Raw genomic sequence first — 15625 nt, forward strand, 5'->3', positions numbered from 1 at the left:
TGTCTAGTTCGGACTTGTCTCTCCTCTTCTGAATTCCGCCGTGACGCTGAGCAGAGACTACCGCAAGCTCTCGTAGGCACTCTCTGCACCAATAGGACTTTATGATCCCACTGCGCCGGAAATGGAAGCCACAGTTACGGACCGCTAACGCTGAGCGGTCCTAGAACGAGAGAGTAAGCCGCTTTCACGCCAGCTATTCCCGCGGGCGCTGCACACTGAGTTTGCAGTACCCATGCCCTACCGACGCCCGTACGGCTCCACAGTTCTGTCAGTGCCACCACCACAGCGCACGAGGAGAACAATCGCCTGAACACCATGAACACCAACTCACTCTCGTACTCCACGCATTCTCAGCGAGCGCCTGCGCAATACTTCAATTGCCACCAGCATAATGATGGAGCCGAGGATCAGCAGAGTCGCAGCAGCAAGAATCGTTGGACTTATCTGCTCACGCATGCCAGACCACATCTGCCGTGGAACTGTGCGTTGCTCTACTCCGCCAAGAAACTGAACGATAACGGCCTCATCAAAAGAGGTGACCATGGCAAACAGCGCGCCCGAAATTATCCCTGGGCGAATGATCGGAAAACTCACTCGCATGAACGTATAAGGGGCAGACGCACCAAGGCTTGACGCAGCACGTGTCAAGGAATGATCAAATCCGGTCAGGGTCGCAGTGACCGTAATGATGACGAAGGGCGTGCCTAATACTGCGTGGGCGATGATGACCCCAAGATGACTCTGGGCAATACCTAATTTGCTATAGAAGAAATACATACCGGCCGATGAAATGATCACGGGGACAATCATTGGCGATATTAGTGCGCCCATGAGTAAGCCCTTGAAAGGCAGGTTTGCACGGCTCAACCCTAATGCAGCTACCGTCCCCAAAACGGTCGCTATAACCGTGGAGCTGAACGCAATCAACAAACTATTACGAAAAGACAGCGTCCACATAGGGTCATTGAATAGTTCCTGATACCAACGGGTAGAAAAAGCGGCAGGGTCAAGCTGCAACATGCCACTGGTAAAGCTGAAGTATGGCTCCGCGTTGAATGAGAGCGGCATGATTACTAGTACTGGTAACACCAGATACAAGAGCACCACAACACCGACGGTACGCATGCTGTAGTACCAGCTTTTTCCCAGTAAACCCGTGTAAGTTGGAAGACTCATATCGTTCACCCCAGCTTCATATTGCTGATGCCGACCACTCGGTCGTATAGCCAGTACAAGAACAGCACCACCACCAACAGGATGCTGCCAATAGCCGCCGCCAGCCCCCAATTGAGGGAAGTTTGCATGTGATAGGCAATAAAGTTGCTGATCACCTGGCCGGTTCGCCCCCTACCAGTGCGGGCGTGATGTAATAACCAATGGCGAGGATAAACACCAAAATCCCTCCCGCGCTAAGGCCAGGCAACGAAAGCGGGAAATAAATTTTCAGGAAGGTGCGAAGCGGGCTTGCTCCCATTGAATGGGCTGCTCGAATATATGTGGTGTCGATGCTCCGCATGACGCTGTACATTGGCAGGACCATAAACGGAAGTAGGATGTGCGTCATGGCAATCACCGTGCCCCACATATTGAACATGACGTCCAGTGGCTGGACAATAAGGCCCAACTTTATCAATGCACTGTTGAGCACTCCATTAGACTGTAGAATCACCATCCAGGACGTAGTCCGCACTAACAACGATGTCCAGAAAGGCAACAATACAAGAATCATGAGCACGTTGCTCACTTTGGCTGGCAGTGTGGCCAACATGTACGCCAAGGGGTACCCCAGCACCATGCACAGCAAGGTTATTCCAAACGTCATCGTGAACGTCTTGATCAGTACATCCACATAGATCCGACGACTTTCGGATTGACGGACAATTTTACCGTGCTCATCGTACTGCAGATCCAGTGCCGCCAGATAATGTATATCTGAATAGGCCGGCGCCATGCTTTTGAGTTGTGCCCAGGTTTCCAATTTCGCCCAGCGGCCATCAATACTAATAAAGGCATCCTTGTATCGCCCCGCTACCGGCTGCGATTTGCTCAGTACCCTAGCGGTCTTGCTGAACAGGCTTTTCAAGCCACTTTGAACCCGGTTGAGGTCCGAGCCGACTCGGTCCAGCTCCTGCTGAGCAGCCAGACTTAGCATCTCGGTGCCGAGCGCCGCAAAAACCTGTTCATCTGGCAGGCCTTGATTGTCCCAGGCTTTTAGATAGGCGGCCGTTTGCGGCATGTAAGAGGATAAAGCCGGGTTCTGCACACTGCGCACGAGGATATCCCCAATGGGCAACAGGAAGAACACAAGGATAAAAGCCAATAATGGCATGACGAGTAGCAGTGAACGCATTTTGTTACTGCGTTCAGCCCTCTGCAGGCGAACCTTCAGGTTCGCCTGCTCGCCAGGGCCGCTGCTTTCTTCAATTGGCGGAGTGACGGTATATAAGCTGCTCATGGAAAGCTCCGGAATTTGCACAAGGGCGTACTTGACCGTCAGGCATCCAAGGCTCTGCAGTCTTGGTGAGACCAGCCGACGTGTATGTGCTCGCTCAACCTAGGGCACCCGCTCCCCGCGGCATTGGCAACTTTCACGATGAACTCCTGCTGCCCAGCCAACTCCAGGCGCGCCCGCAGGTGGTCGCCGTGGTAAACCACTTCGAGAACGCGCGCAGGTAAGCGGTTCTCGCACTCCCATTGCGCCGGGTTGATCAACACCCGCTCTGGACGAATCGAGAGTGTTGCAGCTGAGTCTACGCCCGCGACATTGACGGCCAGCGCCTTTACCGTTTCCCCCCCGACGCGAACGCTGCAAGTGGCATCTTGAATAGCAACAACCTGCCCCTGCAGACGATTGTTTTCACCAATGAAACTCGCCACAAATGCGGTCTCTGGCTTTTCGTAAAGATCCGCAGGGGACGCGAGTTGCTGCACGATCCCATCATTGAACACAGCGATGCGGTCAGACATGGTGAGCGCCTCACTTTGGTCATGTGTTACATAGACGACCGTAATACCCAATTGCCGAGAGAGACGTTTTATTTCGTACTGCATCTGCTCTCGCAACTGTTTATCCAGTGCACCGAGGGGCTCATCCATCAGTACCAGACGCGGCTCAAAGATCAGTGCCCTAGCCAAGGCGACGCGTTGTTTCTGGCCACCGGACAATTGTGCCGGCATGCGGTTACCCAGTTTACTCAGTGCCACCATATCGAGCGCCTTGTTGACGCGCTCGTTGACTTCGCTTTTCGAAAGTTTGCGGACTTTCAGAGGAAACGCCAGATTCTCTGCGATGGTCAAATGTGGGAAGAGTGCATAGTTTTGAAACACCATGCCAATACCGCGTTTTTGGGGAGAAATATCGTTGACCGGCTTGCTGTCGATGAGTATCTGGCCATTCGTCACGGTCTCGAAACCGGCTAGCATCATCAGGCAGGTGGTCTTTCCAGAACCAGAAGGACCGAGCATTGTGACAAACTCACCTGCTTCGATCTCCAAATTGAAGTTCTTGACGACCAGTGATTCGCCGTCATAACTCTTCTGAACATTGCGAAAACTAACAAACGATTGAGAATCCATCAGAGCACCTATTATTGTTTTCGTGCGCGCACATTTCTGGAGAACCGGCATCAGCCGTCTTGATTACTTCACTAACCAGACATTGAATCTTTCGTTAAGCTCGTCAGCGTGGTCACCCCACCATTGCGAGTCGACTTGCAACGCAGTGGCAAAGTTTTCTGGGTTGGTCGGAAGGTCGGCCTGGACGTCAGCGCTGACCATCTTCTGCGCTGAGTAACGGGTAGGTCCATAGGGAATGTAATTCGACTGATCGGCTAACACCGAACTTTGCGTCGCGAACTTCAAAAAGTCCAACGCTTGTGCTTTGTTCTGGTTGCCCGCCGGCAGGACCCAGGCTTCCATGTCGTAGACCTGACCGTCCCAAACAATCTTGAACGGTTGATGCTCTTTACGAGCGGCAATAACTATTCGACCGCTATATGCAGACGTCATGCTGACTTGACCATCGGCAAGCAGTTGTGGGGGTTGTGCACCAGCTTCCCACCAAATGACTTGATCCTTGATGGTGTCGAGTTTGCGGAACGCCCGCTCCAAGCCCTCTTCTGTCTCAAGCATGGGATAGACCTGGTCGCGAGGCACACCATCGGCCATCAGCGCCCACTCCAAGTTCACCTGGGGAGCCTTGCGCAAGGAGCGCTTGCCGGGAAAACGCTTTAGATCGAAGAAATCCTTCAAGCTGGCTGGCTGTGCGCCGGAAAAGGCTTGGGTGTTGTAAGCGACCACGGTTGACCAGACATAGCTGGCCACCCCACATTCGCTCAATGCCCCCGGAATGAAGTCTTTTTCGGCCGGGGTTCCGTCCGGCGCCGGACTGAGGGTCTTGGGATCGATTTTTTCGAGCAATCCGGTACTGCAGGCGCGGTATACATTGAGCAACTCGGCGTCGACTACATCCCAGCTGACCTTTTTGCCATCGACCTGTGTCTTGATGGGCGCGATACCGCCAGAGTAATCCTCTGAGGTCACCTTGATGCCTGTGGCCTTGGTGTAGGGGATGTGGGCCGATTTGACTTGTGCCTCCGCCAGACTACCGCCGTAGGAGACCACGGTGATTTTCTGCTCAGCCCAAGCTTGCGTGCACACGGCACCTACCAGCAACAGCGCTGCTGTTTTTTTCATGACAGTGACCCCTATTATTCTATGTGATGGAGTTTTGCTTGCGACGAAACTTGCACTTCCGCCCACTTACTTTCCAAAAAAAAACCCACCTTCGAAAGCAATAAAAAAAGGGGGAAAGCCCCTAAAATTTTTATGCCAGCTCGCAAAAAAAGCGGGCCATGCAGCGTTATGCACGTCCCGCCAGAGGGAACCTAGATAATGTCAAGCAACCTCAGATTTCTTATCTTCAACCGCCAGAGCTTGGTGAGGATCCAGCACGGAGCGGTAGTCAGGATTCAGTTCAATGAGATGAGCCGGTACATCTCCGTAATCTTCACGCATCCACTTCAACAACCCGTACACTTTGATAATCAAAATCATGACAAATGGAATGGCCGCCAGGGTTACCACTGTTTTCAGTGCATGTAACGGGGCGTCGATATACAACATTGCCAACGGAATCGCAGCCAGCATAAGGCACCAAAACAGACGAAGGCCTGGAGAGGGGTCATCACCTTCATGCAAATTTCGTGTGCTGGTGGCCGCCACGGAAAACGCCACAGCATCCAGGTGTGACGCCAGGAAGACCATCATCAGAAAGAAGTAGATTGCGGCCAGGGCTTTGCCGAGGGGGAGACTTGCCAACAGCATGGAGACAACGGTCTCACCGCCCATGCTGTCAAGCAAAGCAGGCGAGTCGATGGCGCCTGTAATGAACTGGTGGATGGCAAAACTCTGCAAGCTGCCGAAGAACAACCAGCAGCCGCCACATCCTCCCAGCACCATTGCAAAAACCACTTCTTTTATTTTTCGCCCCTGTGATACTCGCGTCACGAACAGGGCGACGCCAGGTGTGTAAGTGATCCAGTACAACCAGTAAAAGACCGTCCATCCACGTGCGAAGTCTCCCGTCCCTGCCGGGTCAGTTGCCAAGCTCATGTGGATGAAGTTATGCAGCATCAGGCCCGCGCCATTGGCGATATTGTTGAGGGTGAACCCCGTGGGCCCCAACACCAGCACAACCACGGCAAAGGCCATTGTCAAACCACACGCGGCATGCGCCAGTCGCTGCATGCCACCGCCGATGCCCACCCAGGAACTTATCGAAAATACCAGGGTCACCATGATGACCAGCGAGGCCTTCAAGGCATATCCATCGGTGAAGCCAAACAACATCGATAAACCTTTGGCGACAGTGGACGAGGACAGCGTGATGGTCAGCACCAATCCACCAAATGTCGCCAGCAGGAAGATGATGTCCATGCTCCGCCCCAGGAGACTGGTGGCACGCAGCCCCGTGATGGCCTCTACCGCTGCTGAAAGGCTCAGCCCCGGATTTTTGCGGACATGGAAATGGTACGCCATCGCCAGGGACGCTATTCCGTAGATGGCCCACGGGGTGATGCCCCAATGAAAGAATGAGTACGCGATGCTGTACTCCAGTGCATCTTTACTGCGCGGCGCAATATCCAATCCTGGACTGACGTAATAATACGCCCATTCCATGAATGCCCAGTACATGGTTGCCGACCCCAGGCCGGCACAAATGAACATGAACACCCAACTGACGTTTCCATACTTGGGTTTGCCTTCCCCCAAGCGGATGTTTCCGTATTTGCTGCAGGCCAGCCAAAAAATCATGCCCACACAAAAGAACCCGACAATTTGTACGGTCGAGCCAAAAAGCCGACTGGTGCTGTCGAATGCAAGAGTGGACAGCTCCATGGATTGCTGAGGGAACATCATCAGCCCCCCGACACTGAAGCCGATAACCAACATACTGAACAAAACTAACGGCAGGTCAATTTTAGTGGCAGTGTCCGGGCGCTTCGCGTTTGAATCGTACATTACAACCGTTCCATTGTTATTGTTCGGTCAACGGTAATCTGGCAAATCAACACACTTGGAACGGGTGAGCCATACTCACCCGCTCAACAGCAAAACGTTACTTCATGGTCGGCATGGAGAACTCTACGCCCTCCCGAACGCCTGACGACGGCCAACGCTGGGTGACTGTCTTGCGGCGGGTGTAGAAACGGACGCCATCGGGCCCGTAGGCATGCAAATCACCGAACAGCGAGCGCTTCCAACCGCCGAAGCTGTGGTACGCGACGGGCACTGGCAGCGGCACGTTGATGCCAACCATGCCCACCTTGATATTGTCGGAGAAGTAGCGAGCAGCCTCGCCGTCTCGGGTGAAGATGCACGTACCATTGCCGTACTCGTGCTTGTCGATAAGCGCCATTGCTTCCTGCATGCTGTTGACTCGCACGACCTGCAGCACCGGTCCAAAGATCTCTTCCTTGTAGCTCTGCATGTCTGGGGTAACGCGATCGATCAGCGTACCACCGACGAAGAATCCTTCCTCGTAGCCAGCAACGTTTGGCTCACGCCCATCGACAACCACGGTTGCACCCTGCTGTTCAGCACTGTTGATGTAGCCAACCACTTTTTGCTGATGCTGCCTGGTGATCACTGGGCCGAAGTCGTTCTTGCTATCGGTGTAAGCGCCCACCTTCAAGTTTTTCATGGCTTCTTTCATTTTGCCGATCAAGGCATCGGCTGCCGCATCACCCACCGCAACGGCAACTGAGAGCGCCATACAACGCTCACCGGACGAGCCGAATGCAGCGCCCAGCAACTGGTTGACCGCATTGTCGATATCGGCGTCTGGCATGACGATGGCGTGGTTTTTGGCCCCACCCAGTGCCTGACAGCGTTTGCCGTGAGCGGTGGCGGTGGCGTAGATATACTCGGCGACCGGCGTCGAACCCACGAAGCTGACCGCCTGAATGCGCGTGTCGCGCAGCAGGATGTCGACCGCTTCCTTGTCCCCGTTCACTACGTTAAGCACGCCCTTGGGCAGACCGGCTTCCTGCAGCAGTTGGGCGATGAACAGCGTGGAGCTGGGGTCGCGCTCGGAAGGCTTTAGAATGAAGCAGTTGCCTGCGGCGATGGCCACTGGAATCATCCACAGTGGAACCATCACGGGGAAGTTGAACGGCGTGATCCCTGCCACCACACCCAGCGGCTGGAACTCGCTCCAGGCATCGATGTTCGGGCCGACGTTCTTACTGTGTTCGCCTTTAAGCAGCTCGGCGATCCCACAGGCGTATTCGACGTTCTCAATGCCGCGCTGCAGTTCGCCTGCAGCATCATGGGAAATTTTCCCATGCTCCTCACCAATCAGTTTGCAGATCGCATCAGCGTTCTGCTCCAAGAGCTCTTTGAAGCGGAACATGATGCGAGCCCGCTTGATAGGTGGCGTATCGCGCCAAGCCGGGAAAGCAGCTTCAGCAGTGGCAATGGCATGCTCAACGGTTTGGCTCGATGCCAACGCAACTTGGCGAGCCACCTGGCCGGTGGCGGGATTGAAGACATCCTGGGTGCGCTTGGACTCGAGGACGACTTCGCCGTTAATCAGATGACCGACAGTATTCATGTAAAACTCCACTTTTTTGTTATTCAACTATGGCGATGGTGTTCGATTACCAAAGGCTGCGATAAAGCTGAACCATCTCGGCCTCTGTAGGCACGCGTGGGTTATTGCCAGGAGAGCCGGAAGCCAGCGCCTGAGCAGCCATGGTTGGCATCAGCTCGAAGAATTTCTCGCGATCGATTCCGAACTCTGCCGGGGTAGGAACATTCAGCTCATCGTTGATCGCGACCAACTCTTCCAGCAGTTTTTCCACTGCGGATTGGTCCGTGTCGCTTTGCGTGGCAACACCCATGGCGCGCGCGCAATCGGCGTACCGGTCCTGTGCAGCGGGAATGGAAAAGGCCGTCACTTCAGGCAGCAGCATGGCGTTCGACAGGCCATGAGGAACATGAAACGCAGCACCGATTGGGCGGCTCATGCCATGCACCAGGGCAACAGAGGCCGCCGAGAAAGCCAGGCCCGCAAGGGTAGACCCCAGCATCACAGCCTCCCGTGCGGCGCGGTCTGCCCCGTCGTGGTAGACCTTGCGCAGGTTTGGCCCGATCAGGCGCATGGCTGCCAGTGCCTGGGCATCACTGAACAGATTCGCTTTTTTGCTGACATAAGCCTCGATGGCATGAGTCAACGCATCGATACCGGTGTCGGCCGTTACGCGAGGCGGCAACGAGAGCGTCAGCTCATAGTCGACCAGTGCAGCGACAGGCATGAAGCCTGCGCCGACGCACAGCATTTTTTCGTCAGTCGACTCATCGGTGATGATGGTGAAACGGGTGACTTCGGAGCCAGTGCCGGCAGTCGTTGGAATGGCAATGATCGGCAAGCCCATTTCGGTGACATTGCGCGGGAACTTGTAATCGCGCATGACTCCGCCGAACTTGGCCAGGATGCCAATCGCTTTGGCGCTGTCGATCGGGCTTCCGCCACCCAGTGCGATGATGCTGTCATAGCCCCCTTCCCTGGCGGTCGCGACGCCGGCTTGAATCGAAGCGACGGTAGGCTCGGGGACGGTGTCGGAGAACACGTCGACGTCTATTGCGTGCTCTGCCAGAACTGCGCTGATACGACCGGCATAACCTAACTCAACCATCATTCGGTCAGTGATGATGAGTGGCTTGTGGCAGCCGAGGCTCGCCAGTACCTGATGGATTTGCTGGCTGGCACCGGCACCGGTTTGCAGGATACGCGGGAGGATGCTATTATAAGTCATGGCTCTATCTCTTTTTCTGGGCATGAGCGCGCCCGCGAGCAGCCTTAGGCTCGTGTTCGCTTGATCGGTAAATCGGCAAGCATGGGGGGCGTATCAAAGGCCCGCCCCTTGACCTGCCTTCAGAATTCAGCTCGGCAGATATTCCTCACTCCAGGATTCGCCGATTGCGCCGGCATCCAGGAGCGACTGAATCTGCGCATCGGTATAGCCGTAGCGAGCCAACACCTTGCGGGTGGAAGCGCCAAACTTCTCAGCGGGTGGCAGCGCTCGAATACGCGCTACCCGTGGGCGAATGGCGTAGGGATCCAGCTGCGTAATCCGATGACCGCTCGGATGGTCGCTGTAGATGCTGAAGGAATAGCTGCCATTCTCTGTACCTGGCAGGCCATCAGCGGTTCGGCTGTACTGGCTGCGCAGTTGGTCGATGTTGTCCGGCACCGCAGCAGCGATGTTGGCGGCCTGCAGACGCTCTTGCAGGAAAGCGCTGCTCATGCGGCCAATGACATTTTGCAGATAGGCAGCGCGATCATGCGCAGACGCCAGGCCAGAGAACTCTTTGATGGCTGCGAATTTGTCCAGTTCTGCCTCGCAGGCATCCAGGTAGATCCAGCCATCCGCCGACTTGTAAAACCGGGAAAGGTCACTGTAGCCAACCACGTCACGCCCGGACGGCTCATTGAATGGCGCTCGACCTGAGTAGTCGTAGCAGAACGGGATCTGTACCAGATTACCCAGTGATGCCAGCGAGGTGCGTGCCCGGTAAGCTTCGCCGGAATGATGCTTGCGATACAGGGCTGTTGCCACGCCCAACGCGGCAGCAAACCCGCACATCACATCGATCGTGCCGACGTGAGCATGTTCTTCCGGCGTTTCCATGCCGCCACCAAAGCGAAGCATGATCCCGGTGGTGGCCTGGATGAGATCGTCATACCCCAGATAATCTGTACGAGGACCGCGACGTGGGCCTCCGAAGCAGTCCAGCTGGCAGAAGATAACGCCGGGGTTCACCGCCTGCAGACTTGCTTCATCGAGACCGAGCGGTGCCAGTTGGCGATCAGGCGCGTTCATGACGATCACGTCAACCTCCCTCACGAGACGATTGAAAACGTCCCGGCCTTCGGACTTATTCAGATCGACCAGAATACTTTCCTTGCCACGTGCCGAAGACATGCCGAATACCACGGTATTCCACGGATCATAATTGGGCACAACAGGGTCGAGTTTGATGACGTCTGCCCCGAAGCGGCCCAGGAACGATGTCGAGTGTGGCCCTGCGATCACGTTCGTCAGGTCGAGAATCTTGACACCTTCCAGCCAACCGGCAGGTTTGTCGCGCTTAGCAGCCGGCAAGGAACGTGCAGCGCGTTCAGACAGAGTTGCCAGCGCTTGCTCGAAGCTAACATCGCGACGCGAAAGAGGCTTGAGCATGGGCTCCGAACACCCCTCCAACCAGGCAATTGGGCCTGGCTGTTTCATGACGCCGAACTCGCGATCATTGACCTCGACGATCAAACCAGCAGTATTCGAGTGCTCGTCATGGAGCCACTCTTGGGTAGATCGGTGTGGCGCGCCGGGGACCCCCCCCTCCCCGAAGATGACTTCCCACTCGGCAGCAGTTTTCGTCAGGAACACTTCTTTCATCCGGGCCGAGATACGTGCAGCCCAATCGGCAGGCAACGGATAAACGCCCAAGGATGCATTGCCGTCCCATTGATCAATCGGCAGGTAGGGGTCATCAACCTTCGGCAAGCCGGCGGCAACCATTTCTTCGTAGATACCCATTGCCTGCAGGCAGCGCTTGGCATGTGCGCGATGCGATGGGCAAACTGCATAAAACTTACGGCCATCGGCACATTCATAAGTGCGGTAGAACGGGTCGAGGAACTCCTGCAGATCTTGATAGCTCAGATTCATCGGCAGGTTCTCTGACCGACGACGCTCGCTCTCCTTCTCACGCAGGGTCTTGTAGCGCAGCGGGTACCCATCGATCTTGATCGAGTTGTACGACAGGCCTTCCATCACCGCTGATGCCAGGGGCACTTCGATCTGATCGCCAACGCCATTCTTTTCACGCGCCTGCAGAGCAAGCACGACAGAAGAAACAGCCAGCATGGTGCCGTACGCTGACGCCAGAGGAAGTGGCGAAAAACTAGGATTGATGCCCATCAGCACGCGGTTTTGACCCATATCGGTGAATACACCGGAGGCCGAAGCGATCACCGACTCGGTAGCACGCCATTGCGCACGCAGTTCGTCATCGCTGGCAAACCCTGGAATCGACAACGTGATCAACTCAGGGCGAGCACGTCGCAGCTCTGCGAAATCAAGACCCAACCTGGACATGACTCCGGGTCGGAAATTTTCGATCACGATATCGGCACGGGAGATGAGTTCGCGAGCTTGCTGCAGCCCATCTGGGGCCTTCAGATCGAGGCGCATGCACAGCTTGTTGCGATTGAGCGTGGCATTTGCCGGGCTGTCCCAGAGCGGCCCATCCAGCGGGTCGATGTGAACGACTGTCGCCCCAAGATCAGCGAGGATCATCGCTACTGCAGGGCCTGCGATGTACTGTCCAAAATCGATGACATTGACGCCTTGCAAAGGCAATTGATTGGTTTGCTGCATGAGGATAACCCTAGGTAGCTCGGGCCGACGAGTTTCGCCGGCGCGGTTATTGTTGTTATTGAGGCCTCGTATTAACCGGTCACCTGGACGACTGCACCATCCAAGGGCTTGCGATGTGTTGCTACTTTCAGAAATTCGAAGGCAACGCGAAAGCAATAAAAAATGGCCCTAAGGGGCCATTTTTTTTATTGCTATGGTGCTTTGCTTATTGCTGGGGGGGTGTTCACCCTCTTCCACGCAGGACTCCACCTTGAAAGACTGTGCTTCTTCGCACAGCCACTGAGCAAAAGCCGCCGCATCGGGATTGACCATGCTGTGGGCCGAATAAACCAGGTAAAACGCTTCCTTGGTCGGCACATGACAGCCCAGGGGCGCGACGAGTCTGCCTTCGTCTAACAAGTGTTTGACCAGCGAGGAGCGCGCCAACGCGACGCCTTGACCCAGCTCAGCCATCGCCAATGCCGAAATTAGGGTGTCGAACTGCATTCCTTGAGATGAGTCAACGCACTCTGCGTTGTTCTTCTGAAGCCAATAGCCCCACCCTTCTTCGTAGCCCAGCACGTGCAGCAACGGGTGCTTCGCAAGATCCAGGGGGCGCTGCAACGGACATTCCCCGGTAATCAATGCCGGTGAACAAACGGGCACCAGAGTGTCCCACGTCAGCCGCTCGGCCTTCATGCCAGGCCAGCGCCCTTGCCCGTACCTTATTTCGAGATCGGCATCGAACTCTGTTTCATCTACCCAGATATTACTCGCGACTCGAATGTTCGCATCTGGATGCTTCACTCGAAACCGGGATAATCGGGGTGCTATCCAGTGCGTGAAGAATACCAAGCTGCTACGGATGCTGAGTGCGCTTCGATGACCTTGCCCGAAGATCTCATCGGTCGATGCGGCAAGGCGCTCAACCGACTCTCTCACTACTGGAAAGTAGGATTTACCCGCCTCGGTGAGCTCAAGCCCGCGTGGCAGACGCTTGAAAAGCGCTACCCCTAACTGGGACTCCAGGGCCTTTACCTGTTGACTGATTGCCGCTTGCGTAAGACTGAGCTCTTCAGCGGCATGCGTGAAATTAAGCAATCGAGCGGAAGCCTCGAATGCTCGAAGCCAGTTCAGGGGCGGCAAACGTTTTTTCATGACCCATCCAACGCTAGGCTTATCGGGAATCGAATCGCTCAATGGTTGACATTAGAGACGATCAGTCTAAATTACAACGTATGAATAGCTCCCAACCTACCACTCGAAGAGGCCGGCCGCCCAAAGTCGCGCGTGAGCATGGCGAAACGCTCGAACTCTTGCTGCGCTGTGGCATGGAAATCCTCACCGAACAGGGCTTTGCCGCCACCGGCATCGATACCGTGCTCAAACGTGTCCAGGTGCCCAAGGGCTCTTTCTATCACTACTTCGACAGCAAAGAAGCATTCGGCCAAGCGGTACTTCAGCGCTATGCCGACTATTTCGCTCGCAAGCTCGATCGCAGCTTTGGCGACCAGAGTGTGTTGCCGCTGCGAAGGCTGTCAAACTTCGTAGAAGAAGCGAAACGGGGGATGGCCAAGTACCAGTTTCGCAGAGGCTGCCTGGTCGGCAACCTTGGCCAAGAGGTAATGGTGCTACCCGACAGCTTCCGCGAACAGCTGGAACTGACACTGCAGGACTGGGAGCAGCGTTTATCTGCATGCCTGGAGGAAGCGGTGAAGCTGGGCGAGGTGTCTTGCGAGCATGATTGCAAAACCCTCGCAGCCTACTTCTGGGTGGGTTGGGAGGGTGCCGTACTTCGTGCACGACTGACCCAACATGTCCGCCCCATGGACATTTTTTTCCAAGGTTTTCTGGCAGGAATCACGCGGTGATTCCTTTTGGACAATTTAAAGACAACCAGTCTAAATTAGGGCAAGCCATGTTCAACGCAATTCTGATCGAAAAGCTGGAAGATAAGCACTCAGCCCGACTCACCGAGCTGCAGAATGACCAACTACCCGCCGGGAACGTGACGGTGAAGGTGGCCTACAGCACCTTGAACTACAAAGATGCGCTCGCACTCACCGGCAAAGGGCCGGTTGTTCGCCAGTTCCCAATGGTCCCGGGGATCGACCTCGCGGGCACGGTCGAGGCGAGTGACGATCCGCGATACCAGCCTGGCGATCGCGTATTGCTCAATGGCTGGGGAGTGGGTGAAAGCCACTGGGGCGGGCTGGCACAAAAGGCGAGATTGAACGGCGACTGGTTGATCCCCCACCCTAGGCGCCTGAACGAGCGCCAAACCATGGCCATCGGCACTGCTGGATACACCGCCATGCTGTGCCTGATGGCCCTGGAACGCCACGGATTGAAACCCTCCCATGGGCCAGTGCTGGTCACAGGCGCAACAGGCGGCGTCGGTAGCTGTGCCATCAGCCTTCTGGCCGGTGCCGGGTATACCGTCACTGCAGCCACAGGAAAATCCAGCGAAGAGGCTTATCTGAAAAGCCTGGGGGCAACGACCATCATTGATCGGGCCGAGCTTTCAGCCCCGGGACGTCCGTTGGCAAAAGAAAAATGGGCGGCAGTTATCGACTCCGTCGGCAGCCATACGCTGGCCAATGCATGCGCGAACACAATGTCTGATGGTTTGGTAGCTGCTTGCGGATTGGCCCAAGGGATGGATTTTCCGGCAACCGTTGCGCCTTTTATTCTCCGCGGGGTAAGCCTGCTCGGCATCAACAGCGTTACACAGCCTTTTGAGCGGCGAGTCGAAGCTTGGGACAGGCTGTCGAACCAGTTGGACCTCGGCGCATTGTCGCTGATGACGAAAGACATCACCCTTGGGGGCGCGATTGCAGCAGCTGCTGACCTGATGGATGGAAAGATCCGTGGCCGGCTGATTGTCGACGTAAACGGCTAAGATGGTCGCCTGATACCTGGATAGCAGCCCTGATCCACTTTGATCCTGGGCTGCTTGGCAAACCTCTCTCAACCAGGTCATTGAAGTCCTGTAAACTCCCAGAATCGAAGAACGCCCATCAAGTACTAAACCAGGTAGCTGAGTGCACTCCTCCAAGGGCAGCTTTGGGTCGAAAACGGCCATTCAAGATTCACCTGTCCAAGCATCTAACCGTCAATCCATAGAGCTAAACGGATCTGAGCAACCCTACTCCCGGATTCTGATGTGGAATCAGCATGGGAATACAATCGACAGCTTGGTGGGGCAAAAAGTGGGGCAAAATTGCTGACCAGCTAAAATCGATCAGGCATAAGAAATCCAGCCTCCGTTAAGTGACTGGATTCTTTGGAGTTTTTTGGTCGGGACGGAGTGATTCGAACACTCGACCCCTTGCACCCCATGCAAGGGGCGGGTCCCAGAGAATAGAGTTCGACGCATTTTTCGATCAGCCGGTACAACGGGTCCGAAGGCTCCACACCAAAGCGCTGTCGAGCTACACGGCCGACAGTCCAGCCAGCTTCAGCTTGTTCAAAGCAGGCATGAGGCTTCCCCGGGCGACCAATTTGAATAGATACAGCGGCCCGCGAAGGACGGACGCAGCTTAATCCCACGAGGCCCTTGTCGCACTGCCCAGGCAACCAATCATCCAGGCAACCTCCTAGTGAGTCGGGTCTGACGTACACTAAAAGCCGCCGACGACCATCCCGATCCGTGTCAGAAATCGCCATTCTCGATCGCGCATGCAGCTGGGGGTATCGAG

At 55.5% G+C, this 15625-nt stretch carries 12 protein-coding genes; 2 read left to right on the plus strand and 10 right to left on the minus strand.

The annotated features are described in order from the left end of the window. Positions 1–327 precede the first annotated feature (327 nt). From CAG22_RS15900 to gcvA, 10 genes are all read right to left on the minus strand, one after another. Complete coding sequence (locus CAG22_RS15900) at positions 328–1176, minus strand: ABC transporter permease (RefSeq protein ID WP_085705814.1); 849 nt, start codon at positions 1174–1176, stop codon at positions 328–330. Between the two features lie 5 nt (positions 1177–1181). Next, positions 1182–1331: a hypothetical protein gene (locus CAG22_RS28755; protein ID WP_256582431.1), complete on the minus strand. Its 150-nt coding sequence runs from the start codon at positions 1329–1331 to the stop codon at positions 1182–1184. After that, positions 1328–2455, minus strand: coding sequence for an ABC transporter permease (locus tag CAG22_RS15905; protein ID WP_256582432.1), 1128 nt, complete (start codon positions 2453–2455; stop codon positions 1328–1330). Before CAG22_RS15905 ends, CAG22_RS28755 begins: the two co-directional genes overlap by 4 nt. 38 nt (positions 2456–2493) lie before the next feature. Then, positions 2494–3576, minus strand: coding sequence for an ABC transporter ATP-binding protein (locus tag CAG22_RS15910; protein ID WP_085588376.1), 1083 nt, complete (start codon positions 3574–3576; stop codon positions 2494–2496). A gap of 63 nt (positions 3577–3639) precedes the next feature. Beyond that, positions 3640–4695, minus strand: coding sequence for an ABC transporter substrate-binding protein (locus CAG22_RS15915; protein ID WP_085588330.1), 1056 nt, complete (start codon positions 4693–4695; stop codon positions 3640–3642). Positions 4696–4896: 201 nt separating this feature from the next. Then, a complete protein-coding gene (locus CAG22_RS15920) occupies positions 4897–6522 on the minus strand; it encodes a BCCT family transporter (RefSeq protein WP_085705765.1) in 1626 nt (541 codons plus the stop codon). 97 nt (positions 6523–6619) lie between these two features. Next, the gene (locus CAG22_RS15925; RefSeq protein WP_085588327.1) at positions 6620–8116 is read right to left on the minus strand and encodes a CoA-acylating methylmalonate-semialdehyde dehydrogenase; all 1497 of its coding nucleotides are present in this window, start codon (positions 8114–8116) and stop codon (positions 6620–6622) included. Positions 8117–8162: 46 nt separating this feature from the next. Next, a complete protein-coding gene (locus tag CAG22_RS15930; RefSeq protein ID WP_085588325.1) occupies positions 8163–9320 on the minus strand; it encodes an iron-containing alcohol dehydrogenase in 1158 nt (385 codons plus the stop codon). A 126-nt stretch (positions 9321–9446) separates the two neighbouring features. After that, complete coding sequence (locus tag CAG22_RS15935) at positions 9447–11945, minus strand: CoA transferase (protein ID WP_085588323.1); 2499 nt, start codon at positions 11943–11945, stop codon at positions 9447–9449. 168 nt (positions 11946–12113) lie between these two features. Next, positions 12114–13082, minus strand: coding sequence for a transcriptional regulator GcvA (gene gcvA, locus CAG22_RS15940; protein ID WP_085588321.1), 969 nt, complete (start codon positions 13080–13082; stop codon positions 12114–12116). 173 nt (positions 13083–13255) lie between these two features. On the opposite strand from gcvA, the gene CAG22_RS15945 reads away from it, so the two are divergent. Together CAG22_RS15945 and CAG22_RS15950 are read left to right on the plus strand one after the other, a co-directional pair. Continuing rightward, on the plus strand, positions 13256–13795 hold the full coding sequence (locus tag CAG22_RS15945; RefSeq protein WP_085705766.1) for a TetR/AcrR family transcriptional regulator: 540 nt from the start codon (positions 13256–13258) through the stop codon (positions 13793–13795). 47 nt (positions 13796–13842) lie between these two features. Further along, a complete protein-coding gene (locus CAG22_RS15950; RefSeq protein ID WP_085588374.1) occupies positions 13843–14826 on the plus strand; it encodes an MDR family oxidoreductase in 984 nt (327 codons plus the stop codon). The last annotated feature ends 799 nt before the right edge of the window (positions 14827–15625 follow it).

It is taken from the genome of Pseudomonas sp. B8(2017), assembly GCF_002113575.1.
GTDB classification, from domain to species: Bacteria; Pseudomonadota; Gammaproteobacteria; order Pseudomonadales; family Pseudomonadaceae; genus Aquipseudomonas; species Aquipseudomonas putida_Z.